Raw genomic sequence first — 17,395 nt, 5'->3', positions numbered from 1 at the left:
CATGCAACCGCCATATAATGCCGCCAAGCCTAGCTCACATTGAGGTTTTGCATGTCATCGGAATCGTTGCACCTGGTTATGGCGGGGAGCAGAAAGCGCCGTATCAAGGATAAGTTGGCCAAGTACGGGGTGACCACGGGCGGAGCCCTGGTACTGGTCGCCCTGTTGCTTATTTTCTTCTATCTGCTCTATGTGGTGAAACCCATCTTCAATGGCGCCTCCATGGAGCCGACCGCATCGTTTACCCTGCCCATTCAGGGCAAGACCGCCTGGCTCGGGGTGGAGGAGCAGAACGAGATCGGCTATCGCTTCAGCGACCAGGGTCAGGTCAACTTCTTTGCCGTCCAGAATGATGGCAAGGTCAAGGTGGGCCAGTCGCTCGGTCAGGCACAGGTAAAGGGTGACATCACCGCCGTCGCGCCGCCGTCGCCGGGCCAGAAGCTGATGGCCTACGGTTTTGCCGACGGCAAGGCCCAGGTGGTGCAGCCCGCTTTCAAGGTCTCCTATCCCAACGACGTGCGGGTCATCGAACCCAGTCTGCAGTACCCCTTCGGCGAAGAGCCGGTCGTGGTGGACCCTGCGGGCAAGGCGCTGTCGCTGATGGTATTTGAAGCCACCAAGGACAAGATGGCCACCGCGGCCGTGACCGCCGATGGTCGCGGCGTCATGATGGTGATGAGCGGCGAGGAGAACTTCCTCTCCGGCGAAGTCGAGTGGAGCGCCCAGAACTACAACATCCCCTCCCTGCCGCGCCACGTGGATCAGATGTTGCTGACCCCCAACCTGCGCATCCTGTTCGTGCGCGAGGGCAATCGCCTCTCGGTCTACGACATTCACAACCTGAACGACATCTCACTGCGCAACGTGCTGGAGATCAATGCCCCCGATGCCAACGTGACCCGGGTCGAGCTGCTCTCAGGTGCCTCCTCCCTGCTGGTGGGCAACGACAATGGCGTCATCTCCCAGTGGTTCGAAGTGGCCCGGGATGGCAAGCGCCAGTTCACCCAGATCCGCGACTTCAAGGGCGATGGTGCCGTGGCGCTGCTGACCCCGGAACATTTTCGCAAGGGTTTCATCAGTGCCGACAAGAGTGGCACCATCAGCTTCTTCCACGCCACCGGCGAAACCAAGCTGTTGAGCGAGAAGGTGGAGGGTGGTCCGCTGGCTGCGCTGGCCATCTCCCCCCGTCACAACGTGCTGCTGATGCAGCAGGGGGATGCCTTCAAGCTGTTTGCGGTAGAGAACGAGCACCCCGAGGTAACCTGGTCGGCGCTCTGGCAACAGGTGTGGTATGAAGGCTACCCCGAGCCCCAGTACGTCTGGCAGTCCACCTCCGCCAGCAACGACTTCGAGGCCAAGCTGAGCCTGGTGCCGCTGGTGTTCGGTACCCTCAAGGCTTCCTTCTATGCCATGGTGTTTGCGGTGCCGCTCGGCGTCGCCGGCGCCATCTATACCGCTTACTTCATGTCGGCGGGGCTGCGCAAATACGTCAAGCCGACGGTGGAGATCATGGCGGCCCTGCCGACCGTTATCCTCGGCTTCCTGGCCGGTCTGTGGCTCGCACCCATCATCGAGGGGGCGCTGCCCGGCGTGGTGCTGCTGCTGATCCTGCTGCCGATGGGGATGCTGCTGACAGCCCTGATCTGGAACTACCTGCCGGAGCGCGGCAAGGCCTGGTTGCCGGAAGGGTGGCACGCCATCCTGCTGATCCCGGTACTGCTGCTGATTGGCTGGGGCGCCTTCGCGGTGAGCCCGCTCATCGAGAACGCCTTCATGCACGGTGACTCGCGCATCTGGTTGACCCACGACATGGGCATCAAGTTTGACCAGCGCAACTCCCTGGTGGTCGGCATCGCCATGGGCTTTGCGGTCATTCCCACCATCTTCTCCATCGCCGAGGACGCGGTATTCTCGGTTCCCAAGCACCTCACCCAGGGCTCCCTGGCCCTCGGTGCCACGCCGTGGCAGACCCTGAGCCGGGTGGTGATCCTCACCGCCAGCCCGGGCATTTTCTCGGCGGTGATGATGGGCCTTGGCCGCGCCGTGGGCGAGACCATGATAGTGCTGATGGCCACCGGCAATACCCCCATCATGGACTTCTCCATGTTCCAGGGGCTGCGCACCCTGGCCGCCAACATCGCGGTGGAGATGCCGGAATCGGAAGTGGGCAGCTCTCACTATCGGGTACTGTTCCTCGCCGCCTTCGTGCTGTTCGTGTTCACCTTCTTGTTCAATACCCTGGCCGAGTTCATCCGTCAGCGGTTGCGTGAAAAATACAGCTCCCTGTGATGGGCTGCTCTGTAAGGATCGAGGAATCGACAATGGGTAAGTGGTTTAAATCGGGGGCCCCCTGGATCTGGATGACCGGCGGCGCCGTCAGCCTGAGTCTGGTAGCGGTACTGGGTCTGCTGCTGCTGATCGGCTGGCGTGGTCTGGTCTACTTCTGGCCCCACCCCATCTATGAGTGGCAACTGGAAGACGCCCAGGGCAACAAGAGCGTGCTGATCGGCGAAATCAACGACCGCGAGCTGGTGCCGGTCGAGCGGCTGCGGGCCGCCGGCCTGCCGCTGGCAGGGGAGGAGCGCGAGCTGCTGACCCGCTATCTGGTCAAGACCGGCAACCGCGAGTTCGTCGACCTGGACTTCCGCTGGGTGCTGGAGACCGACATCAAGTCCCAGAGCCTGCCGGCGGAGCTGGCCATGGTGGAGCGTGCCACCAACGGCAACTTCTACGGCTACATAGTGGGGGTGAAAGAGGATGGCCGCGAGCTCACCTCGGACTTGCATCCTGCCCTGCAGCGGGTGCTGGCGCGGGCCAATGGCCTCTCAAGCCAAGCCGACGATCTGCAAAAAGGGGACATCGGCAGCATCAACTACCAGCTGGAGCGGCTGCGCCTCAAAGAGCGCAAGGCCGAGCTGGACGACAAGCTGACCGATCAGCTTAAAGCTGAGCTGGCGAGCGAGCGTCAGGCCCTCAACGATCGTTATCAGGTGCTGGAGAAGGAGCTCTTCTCCCTGCGTGCCCAGGCGGACAGAGACAGCATCACGGTCAAGGACATGCGTGGCGAACTGGTGACCATGCCCATGTCCAAGGTGCTGGACGTGGTGTGGCCCAACGACATGAGCCTGCCGGCCAAGGTGGGTTACTGGTTCCACCAGATCGGCAAGTTCGTCTCCGACGATCCGCGCGAGGCCAACACCGAGGGCGGGGTGTTCCCGGCCATCTTCGGTACCGTCTTCATGGTGTTCCTGATGGCGATCATCGTGACTCCGCTGGGGGTCATCGCAGCGGTCTACCTGCACGAGTACGCGGGCAAGAACAGCCTGACCAAGATCATTCGCATCGCGGTGATCAACCTGGCGGGCGTGCCCTCCATCGTGTACGGCGTGTTCGGTCTGGGCTTCTTCGTCTACACCCTCGGTGGTTCGCTGGACCAGCTGTTCTATCCGGAAGCGCTGCCGAGCCCGACCTTCGGCTCCCCTGGCGTCATCTGGTCGGCGCTGACCCTGGCCATCCTGACCCTGCCGGTGGTGATCGTCTCCACCGAAGAGGGGCTGGCCCGGATCCCGAGCACCATCCGTCAGGGGTCCCTCGCGCTGGGGGCTACCCAGGCCGAGACCCTGTGGCGCATCGTGCTGCCCATGGCAAGCCCGGCCATCATGACCGGCCTCATCCTGGCCATCGCCCGCGCGGCCGGTGAAGTGGCGCCGCTGATGCTGGTGGGGGTGGTGAAACTGGCGCCGACCCTGCCGATGGACGGCAACTTCCCGTATCTGCACGTGGAGCGCAAGTTCATGCACCTGGGCTTCCACATCTATGACGTCGGCTTCCAGAGCCCCAACGTCGAGGCGGCGCGTCCCCTGGTCTACGCCACCTCCTTCCTGCTGGTGACGGTGATCGTCGGCCTCAACCTGACGGCCATCGGTATCCGCAACCACTTGCGTGAGAAATTCCGGTCGCTGGAACATTGATAGACCAGCCACTACAGAGATGGGCAGGGAACTGGGTTCCCTGCCAGCCAAGCGTTCCGGCCGCGGGCAATGAGAGTGCCCGCCGCCACCGACAGATTTTGAGGTAACAGATGATCAACGTAACGACCGCAGCGACCCAGCATACCGCGACCGACCTGCTCAACCTGAGCCCGGAGCAGACCGCGCTGGAGGTGAAGGATCTCAACCTGTACTACGGCAACAAACAGGCGCTGTTCAACGTCAACATGAAGATCCCCAAGGGCCAGGTCACCGCCTTTATCGGCCCCTCCGGCTGCGGCAAGTCCACCCTGCTGCGCTGCATCAACCGGATGAACGACCTGGTGGAGATCTGCCGCATCGAGGGCGAAATTCAGCTGCACGGTCACAACATCTACGACAAGAGCGTCGATGTCTCCGCTCTGCGCCGTCAGGTGGGCATGGTGTTCCAGCGCCCTAACCCCTTCCCCAAGTCCATCTACGAGAACGTGGTCTATGGCCTGCGCCTGCAAGGCATCAATGACAGACGCACCCTGGACGAGGCGGCCGAGCGCTCCCTGCGCGGCGCGGCCCTGTGGGACGAGGTGAAGGACCGCCTGCACGACAATGCCTTCGGCCTCTCCGGTGGTCAGCAGCAGCGGCTGGTGATTGCCCGTGCCATCGCCATCGAGCCGGAAGTGCTGCTGCTCGATGAACCGACCTCGGCGCTCGACCCCATCTCCACCCTCACCATCGAGGAGCTGATCAACGAGCTCAAGAGCCAGTTCACCGTGGTGATCGTGACCCACAACATGCAGCAGGCGGCGCGGGTCTCGGATCAGACCGCCTTCATGTACATGGGCGAGCTCATCGAGTACTCGGACACCAACACCATCTTCACCACCCCGGCCAAGAAGAAGACCGAAGACTACATCACCGGTCGTTACGGCTAAGGGATACTGGCGATGGAGATGAGCAAGATGAGCAAGATGAGCAAGATGAGCATCAACAAACAGATTACCGGTCAGTTCAACGACTAAGGCATACTCGGAGCATCAAGGATTATTTGTATGGACAATATGAACCTCAACAAACACATCTCCGGTCAGTTCAATGCCGAGCTCGAGAGCGTGCGCAACCAGGTGCTGGTGATGGGCGGGCTGGTGGAGCAGCAGCTGACCGACGCCATCGCGGCGATCCACGATCAGGATCTGGACGCGGCGCGCAAGATCGTCGCCAACGACCACAAGGTCAACGCCATGGAAGTGGCGATCGACGAGGAGTGCACCCGCATCATCGCCAAGCGCCAGCCCACCGCCTCCGACCTGCGGCTGGTGATGGCCATCATCAAGACCATCACCGATCTGGAGCGCATCGGCGATGTGGCGGACAAGATCGCCCGCATGCTGACCGACAACGCCAACAAGCCGCAGCCGCCGCTGGTGTCGCTGGAGAACATGGGCCGCCGCACCATCAAGATGCTGCACGACGTGCTGGACGCCTTCGCCCGCATGGATCTGGACGCGGCGCTGGCGGTCTACAAGGAAGATGACAAGGTGGACCGGGAGTACGAGTCCATCATTCGCGAGCTGATGACCTACATGATGGAAGATCCGCGCACCATACCCCAGGTACTCAACGTGCTGTGGGCGGCGCGGGCCATCGAGCGGGTGGGGGATCGCTGCCAGCACATCTGCGAGTACATCGTCTACTACGTCAAGGGCAAGGACGTGCGCCACACCAAGGCGGACGATCTGGGCACCCTGCTGGGGAAAGGGTGAGTCTGACATGCATAAAAAGGCGCTTTGAGCGCCTTTTTTGTTGCCTTTTCAGTCAGTGCAAGATATCGCCACCCGCTTGGCGCTTTTCTGCTAGAATATGCCCCCTGTGTGAGTCCCGGATTGACTCACGGTCCGGTCCCCCGGACCCAGTTTGCCGTCTTGTGCTAAGGCGGCTGTTGCAATAGGTTAATCATGAGTTTTGCCGATAGTTTATTTTTCCTGATGCTGCTGGTCGCCGGCAGCGTGTTCTTCTCTCTCTCCGAGATCTCCCTCGCCGCCTCCCGCAAGATCAAGTTGCAGGTGATGGCCGATGAGGGCAACCGCCATGCCGAAAAGGTACTGGCACTGCAGGCCCAGCCGGGCAACTTCTTTACCGTGGTGCAGATCGGGCTGAACACCGTCGCCATCCTGGGCGGTATCCTGGGCGAGTCTGCCCTGAACCCGGCCATCAAGGAGTTCATCTCCGAGTTCTATCAGGGGCCCTGGCTGAGTGAAATCAGCTCGGCGACCTCCTTCGTGTTCGTCACCGGCATGTTCATCCTGATCGCCGATCTGATGCCCAAGCGCCTCGCCATGACCATGCCGGAGCGGATCGCCGTGGTGGTGGTGCGCCCCATGCTGCTGTGCGTCACCCTGCTGATGCCGCTGGTGTGGCTGTTCAACGGCATGGCCAACGGCCTGTTCCGCCTGCTGCGCATCTCCATGGTGCGCAACGATGAGATCACCTCCGACGATATCTATGCGGTGATGGATGCGGGCGCCGAAGCGGGCGTCATCCAGCGCGAGGAGCACCAGCTCATCGAGAACGTGTTCGAGCTGCAGTCCCTCGGCGTCACCTCCGCCATGACCGCGCGCGAGAGCCTCATCTACTTCACCCTGCAAGAGGGCGAGGAGAGCATCAAGGCCAAGATCGCCGAACACCCCCACAACAAGTTCCTGGTGTGTGACCACAACCTCGACAGCATCAAGGGCTTCGTCGACTCCAAGGAGCTGCTGATCCGGGTCATCAGCGGCCAGAGCATCGACCTCAACAGCGGCTCGCTGGTGCAGAACGTCATCATCATCCCCGACACCCTCAACCTCTACGAGGCGATGGAGTACTTCAAGAACCACAGGGGCGATTTTGCCGTGGTGATGAACGAGTATGCCCTGGTGGTGGGGATCGTCACCATGAACGATCTGATGAGCACCGTCATGGGCGAGTGGGCCACCCACGTGGTGGAAGAGCAGATCGTGCAGCGGGACGAGAACTCCTGGCTGGTAGACGGGGTGACCCCCATCTCCGACGTGATGCGCGCCTTCGACATCGAGGAGTTCCCGGAAAACCAGAATTATGAAACCATTGCCGGCTTCATCATGTACATGCTGCGCAAGATCCCCAAGCGAACCGACTCGGTCAAATACGCCGGTTACAAGTTCGAAGTGGTGGACATCGACAGCTACAAGATCGACCAGCTGCTGGTCACCCGGGTCGAGCCCACGCCGGCCGAGAAACCCGCTCAGGAATCGTAAAAGGAGCTAGTTAGCAATCATGAAGATGCAGTCTCATTCCCGTGCGCTGGCCTGTGTGGCGCTCGCCCTGGCACTCGGTGCCTGCAGCCAGAGCGCGCCGCGCAAGGCCACCACAGTCGCCAAACCGGCAGCCCCCAAGGCAGCCGTGGTGGTGCCGCAGCAGGATCCGGATGCGGTGGTGCAAAGCGCCGTGGCGGAGCCGAGTCCGGTGTTCGACGAGGAGTATCACGGCCCGGATCAAGGATCGCTCGAGTCGGTGACCGCCCTGTTTGCCCGTGGCTACATCGAATCGGCCATGCGCGAGACCATGCTGGCGGCGGTGCACAGCGACTACCCGCTGCTCGGCATGCGGGACGTGCGCCTGACCGATCCGGTGGCCAAGTTTCTCACCTCGGCCCAGGCACACACCACGGCTCACGACTACCTCTATGCCGGGGTGCAGCGCCGGTTGGGCCGCCCGCTCAGCCCAGCCCAGTGGGAGCAGATCTGGCAGGGGTATCCCCAGCAGGGTCGGGTGTCTGACTGGGTCAAGCAGACCAAGCGGGTACTGGCCGGGCGTTGAGCCGCCAGATCCTCTGTTGCCACAAGAGGCCACCTTCGGGTGGCCTCTTGCTTTTCTGCCTTCTGCGTTTGTGGTTTTGCGGTGATGCCGGTTGCCGTCGGGCGGGCTTTGCTTTATCTTGTTTTGGCCATCTAGGCGTCTGTATGTTTTTATGGCTGATTTATTCAGGGTGACGATGGCGACGGGTTGCCGCGCCGCCGGGGCAGGCGCAACGGATAAAGCGCACAGTCCCGCACAGCAAGACAACAACACAACAAGAGACGAGACAGATGGATACGCAGGCATTGTGGATACTGGATGGCGGCATGGGGCGCGAGCTGGCACGGCGGGGCGCGCCGTTTCGCCAGCCGGAGTGGTCGGCGCTGGCCCTGATGGAGGCCCCCGAGACGGTGCGCGAGGTGCACCGGGCCTATGTGGCGAGCGGGGCCCGGGTCATCACCACCAACAGCTATGCGCTGGTGCCGTTTCATATCGGTGAGGCGCGTTTTGCGGCAGAGGGGGAGGAGCTGGCGGCGCTGGCCGGTCAGCTGGCCCGGGAGGTGGCCGACGAGCAGCCGGGTAGCGTGCAGGTGGCCGGCTCCTTGCCGCCGCTCTTTGGATCCTACCGTGCCGACCTGTTCGACGCAGGCCGGGTGAGCGAGCTGGCGACCCCGCTTATTCGGGCGCTCTCCCCCCGAGTAGATTTTTGGCTGGCGGAGACCATGAGCCTCATCGCCGAGCCGCTGGCCATCCAGGTCCTGCTGCCCGAGGATGGCAAGCCGTTCTGGGTCTCCTTCACCCTGGAGGACGAGGCGCCGGGCAGCGAGCCGACCCTGCGTTCCGGTGAGCGGGTGGCGGACGCCGTCGCCGCCCTGGCATCGGCCGGGGTGGACGCCATTCTGTTCAACTGCTGTCAGCCCGAGGTGATCGAAGGGGCGCTCAAGGTGGCCGGCGCCGCGTTGCAAGAGCAGGGTCGCACCGATATTCGGCTCGGCGCCTATGCCAACGCCTTTCCGCCCCAACCCAAGGAGGCGACCGCCAACGACGGGCTGGACGAGATCCGCACCGATCTGGGGCCGCTGGATTACCTTGGCTGGGCCGAGCGCTGGCGCGCGGCCGGGGCAAACCTCATCGGCGGCTGCTGCGGCATCGGCCCGGAACACATTGAGGCGCTGGCCAGCCGGCTGCGTTAAGGAGCGCCCATGAAAGAGAGCAAGATCGGGCTCTGGTCCCTCACCGCGCTGGTGTTCAGCTCCATGGTGGGGGCGGGGATCTTCAGCCTGCCCCAGAACATGGCCGAGGTGGCCGGCGCGCGCGCCGTGCTGATCGGCTGGGCCGTCACCGGGGTCGGCATCCTGGCGCTCGCCATGAGTTTTCTCTATCTGTCGCGCTTAAGGCCGGAGCTAGATGGCGGCATCTACAGCTATGCCCGGGCCGGTTTCGGCGATCTGGTGGGCTTCTTCTCCGCCTGGGGCTATTGGCTGTGCGCCACCATCGGCGTGGTGGGTTATCTGGTGATCGCCTTCGCGGCGCTGGGCAGCTTCGTCGACACCCCGGAGCGGGTCTGGTTTGGCGAGGGCAACACCTTGGCGGCCTTCATCGGCGAGTCCTGCATCCTCTGGGCGGTGCACCTGCTGGTGGCCCGCGGCGTGCAGCAGGCGGCCCTGTTCAACCTGGTGGCGACCCTGGCCAAGAGCCTGCCGCTGCTGCTGTTCATCCTGTTTGCCTGCTACTGGTTCGACCCGGTCACTTTCGCGGCGGATCAGCAGGGGAGCACCCTGGCGACGCCGGTCTCCGAGCAGGTGCGCAACACCATGCTGATCACCCTCTGGGTCTTCACCGGCATCGAGGGGGCGGCTGTGCTGTCGGCCCGGGCCAGAAACAGGCGGGACGTGGGCACGGCCACCGTGCTCGGGGTGGTGCTGGCGCTGCTGCTCTATGTGCTCATCTCGGTGCTGGCGCTCGGGATATTGAGCCGCCCCGAGCTCGCGGCCCTGCCCAACCCCTCCATGGCTGGGCTGATGGCCCAGATGACCGGCTCCTGGGGCAAGCTGCTCATCAGCGCCGGCCTTATCGTCTCGGTGCTCGCCTCCTACGTGAGCTGGACCCTCTTCTCGGCCGAGGTGCCGTTCAGCGCGGCGGGCCACGGCGCCTTCCCGGCCATCTTCCGGCGCCAGAACCGCAACGGCACCCCCATCGCCTCGCTCTGGCTCACCAGCCTGACGGTGCAGGGCTGTCTGCTGCTGGTGTGGCTGCTCGGCAAGGGCTACACCAACCTGCTGCTCATCTCCACCTCCATGATCCTGGTGCCCTACCTGCTGATCGGCCTGTTCCTGCTCAAGCTCGCCTCCAGCGGGCAGGGGAACCTCCTGATGCGAGCGGTGGCGCTGGTGTCGAGCGGCTATGGCCTCTGGCTGCTCTACGCCGCCGGAATGGAGTACCTGCTGCTCTCCTTGCTGCTCTACGGGCCGGGTCTGCTGCTGTTCCTGTACAGCCGGCGCCAGCTGGGGGCCGATCAGCCCCTGAGCGGTCGCGAGCGTCTGCTGGCCGGGGTGACGCTGCTGAGCCTCATTCCCGCCGTCTGGTCTTTTGCCCACGTCTGAGTGAGGTGGTGACCCAATGCAAGAGAGCGCCCAAGGGCGCTCTCTTTTTGTCTGCGACGTTGTCCCTAGCGACTGGCGGGGCCGGCCGGCTTGCCAAACAGCACCGCGAGCTTCTGTCGCCAGGGCAGGCCCCGGGCCTCTTGCAGCATGTCGCGCCACTCGTGGAAGGTGAGGGTGAGCGGGTTGAAGCTGTGGATGGGCTTGGTGATGCCGAAGCGACACGGCTCGTCTAAGTCTTCTTCCACGAAGGTACCGAACAGCCGGTCCCAGATGATGAGCACCCCGGCGAAGTTGCGATCGATATATTTGGCGTTGCTGGCGTGGTGCACCCTGTGGTGGGAAGGGGTGTTGAAGATGGCCTCGAGCCAGCCAAGCTTGCCCACCACCTGGGTGTGGACGAAGAACTGGAAGCCCAGGCTCAAGAGCACGGTGGCGACCACGGCCTCGGGCGGGAAGCCGATGAGGATCATGGGGATCCAGAACAGCCACATGCCGGAGACCGGGTACATCAGGCTCTGGCGAAAGGCGGTGGAGAGGTTGAGCCGCTCCGAGCTGTGGTGCACCACGTGGGAGGCCCAGAGCCAGCGCACATGGTGGCTCGCGAAGTGGAACAGCCAGTAGCAGAGATCCTGCAGCAGGAAGAGCAGCAACAGGCTCCAGACGTTCAGCTCTATGTCCAGCAGCCGCCAGCCCCAGAGGGCGTCGTAGAGGTAGGCGATGGCGATGGCCGCCAGCGCGTCGCCCCCCTGATGCATCAGCGCCAGGGTGGCGTTGGCGAAGAGATCCCTCCACTGGTAGCCGGCGCTGGGAAAGGCGGCGCCATGCTTGCGCAGGTAGAGCATCTCCCAGCCGATAAAGGCCACAAAGATCGGCGAGAGGTAGAGCAGGAGCAGTTGCACATCCATGTCGGGTATCCAGTCAGAGCAATTGCTCTCCAGCATAAAGGATGAATGCAAACTTTCATTAACATTTTGCTTCAGTGGATGTGTTCAGCTGGAGCTGGATGTGACATGTGGCCAGCGGCGACCCATCAATTGGTATGACGACTCCCTGAGCGGCGGGTGCAGTGACTATGCTTGATGAGGCTTTCTACCTCTGGAGTGGCAGATGATGCGGCTGTGGTGTTGTTTGTTGATGGGGGTCTGCCTGCTGGCGCAGGCCAAGACCCGGGTCGAGATCCTGGCCGATGCCAACTATCCCCCCTACTCCTGGCAGGAGGGAGAGGAGGTGAAGGGGATCTATGCCGACATAGTGCGCAGCGTGACGGCCTCCATGGATGGCTACGAGGTGGTGATCAAGGCCATGCCCTGGCGACGGGGTCTGAGCATGGTGGAGCAGGGCAGCGCCTTCGCCATCTTCCCGCCCTACTACCAGCCCGACGGTCGCCCCTGGATGTGGCCCTACTCCCAGCCCCTGCTCGACGAAGAGCTGGTGGTGATGTGCGGCGCCGGGGTGGCCGTCAACACCCCGCAGGCGCAGTTCCCGATCGACTACTATGGCCTGCGCTTTGGCATGAATGCCGGTTTTACCATCGGCGGCGCCCCCTTCTGGCAGGCGATCAAAGAGCAGAAGATCGGGCTGGAGGAGGTGAAGAGCAACCGGGAGAACCTGCTCAAGATCGTGCGCGGCCGGGTGGACTGCACCGTCAACGACCGGCTCTCGCTGCTCTATGAGCTGCTCAGCATGATCAAGGGCAACCAGCTGGCAGTGGCCGACATGTCCCAGCTCAAGCAGGGGCCTGTGCTCAGCAGGGAGCAGGGGTTTCTCGGCTATAGCCGCAAGGGGGAGTTCGGCTTCAAGGAGGACTTTGTCGAGCAGTTCGACAAGCATCTCTACGAACTCAAGAAGCGGGACGGGATCCGGACCATAGTGGAGCATTATCTGGGAAAGTCCCCACGCTGAACTGATGGTGGAGCCGGTCAGATTCAGCCTTCTCGTCGTGTCGGCCAAGCAACAGAGGGACTATGAGTCCCTCTGTTGCTTTTATAGTCAGCCTGATCTTGCCCATATGACAACCGCATTCCCTCATCCCTCACCACCATCTGGCGACTGGTCTGTTTGAAAATTCAATGTAACCTGTTGTTTTCAAATGGTTGATGAGGCAGTTATGCAGTGGGTGAAGAGAGGGGCTGTGATCGCCCTGTTGTGGAGTGGCGGAGTGTGGGCCGATCCCGCTCAGGAGCTGGTCAGTCTGCTCAACAGCGAGCAGCAGGCGGAGCAGCTGCAGGCTCAGATGCAGGCACAGATGATTCCGCTGATCATTCGGGGCGCCGGTGAACATGCACAGGAGCTGGCCCAGCACCGCGATGTACTGGAGGCCTGGTTTGCCCGTTATCTCTCCTGGCCGGCCATGAGTGCCGAGGTGGCCGCCATCTACCGCAAACATTTCACCGAAGCTGAGCTCAAGGATCTGATCGCCTTCTATCAGAGCCCGGTCGGGAAAAAATCCTTGGATACCATGCCCGCCATCTTTCAGGAGAGCTCGCTGGTGGGTAAATCCCTGGCCGAGCGCAACATGCCGGCACTGCAAACCATGCTGGATGAAGCAAAGCGCAAAGCGACAAAATAGACGCAGTCGGCAGGGTATCAACGCAAAGAGGGAGCCATGGGCTCCCTCTTTCTTTTTGTGCGTTATCCCTTAGAGCACCTGGCTCAGGAACTGGCGCAGGCGTGGGGAGGGGGGATTGTCGAAGAAATCCGCCGGCTTCTCGTCCACCAGCAGCTCGCCGCTCTCCATGAACAGTACCCGATCCGCCACTTCCCGGGCAAAACCCATCTCGTGGGTGACCACCACCATGGTCATCCCCTCGCGGGCCAGCCCCTTCATCACGTCCAGCACCTCGCCCACCATCTCGGGGTCGAGTGCGCTGGTGGGCTCGTCAAACAACATGATGCGCGGCTGCATGGCGAGCGCCCGGGCGATGGCCACCCGCTGCTGCTGGCCGCCGGAGAGCTGGGAGGGGTAGCTCTGGGCCTTGTTGGAGAGCCCTACCTTGAGCAGCAGGGCCTTGGCTCTGTCCTCGGCGTCCTTGCGCGACAGCCCACGCACCTTCTGCGGTGCGAGGCAGATGTTGTCCAGCACGCTCAGATGGGGGAAGAGGTTGAAGGACTGGAACACCATGCCCACCTCTTCTCGCAGCTTGTTGACGTCGCCGGGCTCGGTGAGGCTGATGCCATCCACCACGATATTGCCATCGTTGATGGTCTCCAGCTGGTTGAGGGTGCGCAGGAAGGTGGACTTGCCGGAGCCGCTGGGGCCCACGATCACCACCACTTCCCCTTCGGCCACCTGGGTGCTGACGTTCTTGAGGGCGTGCACCTCGCTGCCGTAGAACTTCTCCACTGAGCTTGCCTTGATAATCGGATCAGTTGCTGCGCGCATATTTCACCTCCAGACGGCGTACAAGGAAGGAGAGAGTGCCGGTCAGCACCAGATAGAGCAGGGCCACGGTGAACCACACCTCGAACGGGCTGAAGGTGGAGCTCACCACCTCCCGTCCCGCCTTGGTGAGATCCGTGATGGAGATGACCGAGACCAGCGAAGAGTCCTTGATCAGGTTGATGAACTGGCCCGCCAGCGGCGGCAGTACCCGCTTGAAAGCTTGAGGCAGGATCACGTAGCGCATGGTCTGGGCCGAGGTCATGCCAAGGCTGCGACCCGCTTCCATCTGCCCCTTGTGGATGGAGCTGATGCCGGCCCGCACGATTTCCGCCACATAGGCGCCGGTGAAGACCGCCAGTGCCGCCACCCCGGCGGTGAACCGGTCGAGGTTCAGCACGGTGCCGATGAAGAAGTAGACAATGAAGATCTGCACCAGCAGCGGGGTGCCGCGGATGAGCTCCACATAGGTGATTGCCAGGTTGCGCAGGGCCGGATTGGGGGAGAGCCGTGCCAGCCCCGCCAGGGTGCCGAGCAGGATGGCAAAGATGCCCGCCACCAGCGAGAGCTTGATGGTCATCCAGACGCCCCAGGCGATGGGGCCGGCGGTCCAGCTCAGCTGGGTGTCGAGGGTATCGCCGCGAAAGACGGTATCCCCCTGCGCCACCTGACCACCGCTGACGGCGATGGGCTGGCGCTGGTTGGGATCGAGATCGTTTTGCAGGAACAGCTTGCCCTTGTCGGCCTCTGTGGTGCCGGCGACCACGGTGCCGTCGAACTCGGCGTAATTTTTCTGCTCCGCCTGATAGGCGATGTATTGGGGGATCCGCTCCCAGCGCCAGGTGTAATCCACCGATTGCACGGCCTTGTAGATGCCGAACAGGGCGGCCAGCACGATCAGCAGAAAGACGCCGTGCCAGAGCAGTTGATTGGGTTGTTTTTCCATCTGTCTTGTTGGGTTGTGCACTGTCGCAACCTCGTTGTAGTTATTGTGTGGGGATCTGCGTGAAGGGGCGGCGGGCCGCCCCTTGCGAGGTTACTTGAGCTGATCAAGCCAGGCGGTGGATTCGAACCACTTCTTGTAGAGGCGGTCGTAGCTGCCGTCGCCCTTGATCTGGCGCAGGTAGTTGTTGAACCAGTTGAGGGTGTCCTGATCCCCCTTGCGGATGGCCCAGGCCAGCGGTTCGAAGGTGAACGGCTTGTCCAGATGCACCACGGCGCCCTTGTTCTGGGTGGCGAAGATGGCGTTGTAGGGCAGGTCGTAGACGAAGGCGTCGACCTTGCCGTTGATCACTTCCAGCTTGGCGTCATCCTGGGTTTCAAACTGCAGCAGGGTGGCTTTGGGGATCAGGCGCTTGACCGCCTGCTCGCCGGTGGTGCCGAGCTTGACCGCAATCTTGTACTTGGGGTCGTTGAGGTCGGTGAAGGACTTGATCTCGCCAGCCTTGTCCTTGCGCACGACTATGGTCTGCCCGACCACGATATAGGGGTCGGCGAAGTTGACGCGCAGGTTGCGCTGGGGAGTGACGGTCATGCCGCCCATGATGACGTCGAACTTGTCGGTCAAGAGCGCGGGGATGATGCCATCCCAGGCGGTGTTGACGAACTCCACCTTGACGCCCATCTCCTTGGCGACCATCTTGGCCAGATCCACGTCAAAGCCGATGTACTGGCCCTGCTTGTTGGTCATCTCGAAGGGTTGATAGCCGGCGTCGAAACCGACCCGCAGCACGCCGCGCTCCAGCACGGCATCCAGGGTGGAACTGGGGGCCGCGTTGGCCAGCCCGCACAGCAGCAGGGTAGAGAGAATGAGTTTTTTGATCATAAGTGACGTCTCTGTCAAAAGTGTGTTCAGCCTTGAACCTGATCCCGTGCGACTCCGTGGCACAAGAGACTGCTGCATCCGGCAACAGGGCAAGACAGGATTATTGTCTTGATTGAGGCGAAAGCCCCATATGGGATTCTATTCGCCACCAGCTGAGTGAAAAATGTACCAAATGCCGATTGTGCCAGATGACTCAATAGGTTAGTGGCGCATTTTCCCCGTGGCGACACTCATAAAATCACACGAAAACAACATATCTATCTAATGGGGCGGGTTCAAGCCCAAAATGTATCCAGCACATTTTGTTACAAGGGGACCCGCCGTCAGCAGTGCCAATTGCTGCTCAGCCGGCTGGCGTGCGCCCACAATCAGCTTCACATGAGTGGTAAAGGGGGGCGAGGTGTGGGTGGCAGGCGCAGACCGACGGCGCCCGCGCTCAAACCAAAGGGAGGGCAAGAGGCGGGTCTGCCGGGGTGAGTCAGGCCGCCTCGCGAGGGCGGGGGGCCTGCGCCTTGAGGAAGGGGAGCAGCAACAGGGCGGAGACGCCGGCCGCCACCGAGATGACCACGAAGAAGCCTTGCCAGTGCCAGATCTCCATCACCTTGGCCAGCGGATAGCCAGAGAGCGCCGCCCCCATGTAGGCGAACAGGCCGACGAAGCCGGTGGCGGCCCCGGCCGAGTTCTTGTGGGAGCACTCCGCCGCCGCCATGCCGATCAGCATCTGGGGGCCGAACACGAAGAAGCCGATGGTGAAGAAGCAGGCCGCCTGCATCACGTAGCTGAAGAAGGGCATCAGCCACAGCGACCCCACCGAGAGCAATATCCCCACCGCGAAGATGAGGTTCATGGGCCCGCGGTTGCCGTTGAACAGCTTGTCCGATCCCCAGCCCGCCACCAGGGCACCGATAAAGCCCCCCACCTCGAACATGGAGATGGCCGAGTTGGCGCTCATCAGATTGAAGCCGCGCTGTTCTGTCATGTAGAGGTTGCCCCAGTCGTTGATGGCGGTGCGCACCACGTAGACCAGCACGTAGCAGCAGGCCAGCAGCCAGATGTAGGGGTTGCCGAGCACGTATTTGCGCAGGATCTGGCGATGGGAGAGCCCCGCATCCTGAGTCTGCTGGGCCAGCTCCAGCGCATCGCTGCGCCACTCGCCCACCGTGGGCAACCCCATGGCGCTCGGGGTGTCCCGCAGCCGCCAGCAGAGAAACAGCCCTGCGACGATAGCGATAAGGCCGGGCACTATCATGCCGTAGCGCCAGCCGTGCTGCAGGGCGAGGGTGCTGACGATGAGGGGGATGAGTGCGCCGCCCACGTTGTGGGCCGTGTTCCAGGCCGACCACCAGAAGCCGCGCTCGCTGCGCGAATACCAGCTGGTGAGCAGCTTGGAGCAGGGGGGCCAGCCCCAGCCCTGGAAGAAGGCGTTGGCCACCCAGAGGGCGGCAAACAGCCACAGCGACGACGAGAGCCCGAACAGGATATTGATGACCCCGGTGGCCATCAGGCCGAGGCCCATGAAGTAGCGCGGGTTGGCGCGGTCGCTGATGATGCCGGAGAAGAACTTGGAGCAGCCGTAGGTGATGTAGAACAGGGTCCACAGCATGCCGATGTCGGCCTTGGCCAGCATGCCGCTGGCCAGCATGTCCGGCATGGCGAAGTTGAAGCTCTTGCGGGTGAAGTAGAAGACCGCGTAGCCCAGGTACATGGTCAGCAGTATGTGCAACCGCCAGTGGCGATAACAGGCGTCGATCTCGGCCTGATCGCGGATGAGGGGTTGAGGCGGCGCACTGCGCATAAAGCTCAGCAT

At 62.5% G+C, this 17,395-nt stretch carries 15 protein-coding genes; 10 read left to right on the top strand and 5 right to left on the bottom strand.

The window, feature by feature from the left end; all coding sequences use genetic code 11:
• Positions 1-51 precede the first annotated feature (51 nt).
• The 8 genes from I6L38_RS11505 to I6L38_RS11470 all read left to right on the top strand — a co-directional run bounded on the left by I6L38_RS11505 (position 52) and on the right by I6L38_RS11470 (position 10,384).
• A complete protein-coding gene (locus I6L38_RS11505) occupies positions 52-2,289 on the top strand; it encodes an ABC transporter permease subunit (protein ID WP_216988496.1) in 2,238 nt (745 codons plus the stop codon).
• 32 nt (positions 2,290-2,321) lie between these two features.
• A complete protein-coding gene (gene pstA, locus I6L38_RS11500; protein ID WP_216988495.1) occupies positions 2,322-3,971 on the top strand; it encodes a phosphate ABC transporter permease PstA in 1,650 nt (549 codons plus the stop codon).
• Between the two features lie 110 nt (positions 3,972-4,081).
• Complete coding sequence (gene pstB, locus I6L38_RS11495; RefSeq protein WP_005302736.1) at positions 4,082-4,900, top strand: phosphate ABC transporter ATP-binding protein PstB; 819 nt, start codon at positions 4,082-4,084, stop codon at positions 4,898-4,900.
• Positions 4,901-5,017: 117 nt separating this feature from the next.
• The gene (gene phoU / locus I6L38_RS11490) at positions 5,018-5,728 is read left to right on the top strand and encodes a phosphate signaling complex protein PhoU (protein WP_005334097.1); all 711 of its coding nucleotides are present in this window, start codon (positions 5,018-5,020) and stop codon (positions 5,726-5,728) included.
• Positions 5,729-5,920: 192 nt separating this feature from the next.
• The gene (locus tag I6L38_RS11485; protein WP_216988494.1) at positions 5,921-7,240 is read left to right on the top strand and encodes a hemolysin family protein; all 1,320 of its coding nucleotides are present in this window, start codon (positions 5,921-5,923) and stop codon (positions 7,238-7,240) included.
• 19 nt (positions 7,241-7,259) lie between these two features.
• On the top strand, positions 7,260-7,802 hold the full coding sequence (locus I6L38_RS11480) for a hypothetical protein (protein ID WP_216988493.1): 543 nt from the start codon (positions 7,260-7,262) through the stop codon (positions 7,800-7,802).
• A gap of 269 nt (positions 7,803-8,071) precedes the next feature.
• Complete coding sequence (locus I6L38_RS11475) at positions 8,072-8,974, top strand: homocysteine S-methyltransferase family protein (protein WP_216988492.1); 903 nt, start codon at positions 8,072-8,074, stop codon at positions 8,972-8,974.
• 9 nt (positions 8,975-8,983) lie between these two features.
• A complete protein-coding gene (locus I6L38_RS11470) occupies positions 8,984-10,384 on the top strand; it encodes a basic amino acid/polyamine antiporter (RefSeq protein ID WP_043169677.1) in 1,401 nt (466 codons plus the stop codon).
• A 65-nt stretch (positions 10,385-10,449) separates the two neighbouring features.
• Here I6L38_RS11470 and I6L38_RS11465 read toward each other — a convergent pair whose 3' ends face one another.
• Entirely contained in the window at positions 10,450-11,289 is an 840-nt protein-coding gene (locus I6L38_RS11465) for a sterol desaturase family protein (protein ID WP_043169795.1), read from the bottom strand.
• Between the two features lie 229 nt (positions 11,290-11,518).
• Between I6L38_RS11465 and I6L38_RS11460 the strand changes: the two genes are divergently transcribed.
• Both I6L38_RS11460 and I6L38_RS11455 read left to right on the top strand, forming a co-directional pair.
• The gene (locus I6L38_RS11460; RefSeq protein ID WP_201988960.1) at positions 11,519-12,286 is read left to right on the top strand and encodes an ABC transporter substrate-binding protein; all 768 of its coding nucleotides are present in this window, start codon (positions 11,519-11,521) and stop codon (positions 12,284-12,286) included.
• A gap of 205 nt (positions 12,287-12,491) precedes the next feature.
• Positions 12,492-12,953, top strand: a complete 462-nt coding sequence (locus I6L38_RS11455) for a DUF2059 domain-containing protein (RefSeq protein WP_201988928.1) — start codon at positions 12,492-12,494, stop codon at positions 12,951-12,953.
• A 69-nt stretch (positions 12,954-13,022) separates the two neighbouring features.
• Here I6L38_RS11455 and I6L38_RS11450 read toward each other — a convergent pair whose 3' ends face one another.
• The 4 genes from I6L38_RS11450 to I6L38_RS11435 all read right to left on the bottom strand — a co-directional run bounded on the left by I6L38_RS11450 (position 13,023) and on the right by I6L38_RS11435 (position 17,395).
• The gene (locus I6L38_RS11450; protein ID WP_017782344.1) at positions 13,023-13,766 is read right to left on the bottom strand and encodes an amino acid ABC transporter ATP-binding protein; all 744 of its coding nucleotides are present in this window, start codon (positions 13,764-13,766) and stop codon (positions 13,023-13,025) included.
• Positions 13,750-14,709 carry an amino acid ABC transporter permease gene (locus I6L38_RS11445; protein ID WP_041203158.1) on the bottom strand — a complete coding sequence of 320 codons (960 nt, stop codon included), beginning with the start codon at positions 14,707-14,709 and terminating at the stop codon, positions 13,750-13,752. Before I6L38_RS11445 ends, I6L38_RS11450 begins: the two co-directional genes overlap by 17 nt.
• Before the next feature lie 90 nt (positions 14,710-14,799).
• Positions 14,800-15,588, bottom strand: coding sequence for a transporter substrate-binding domain-containing protein (locus tag I6L38_RS11440; RefSeq protein ID WP_005302725.1), 789 nt, complete (start codon positions 15,586-15,588; stop codon positions 14,800-14,802).
• A gap of 478 nt (positions 15,589-16,066) precedes the next feature.
• On the bottom strand, positions 16,067-17,395 hold the full coding sequence (locus I6L38_RS11435) for an MFS transporter (RefSeq protein ID WP_017778541.1): 1,329 nt from the start codon (positions 17,393-17,395) through the stop codon (positions 16,067-16,069).

Source organism: Aeromonas sp. FDAARGOS 1408 (assembly GCF_019048665.1).
Classification (GTDB): domain Bacteria; phylum Pseudomonadota; class Gammaproteobacteria; order Enterobacterales; family Aeromonadaceae; genus Aeromonas; species Aeromonas dhakensis.
The sequence above is the reverse complement of the archived record's forward strand: the minus strand, read 5'-3'. Positions and strand labels throughout refer to the sequence as shown.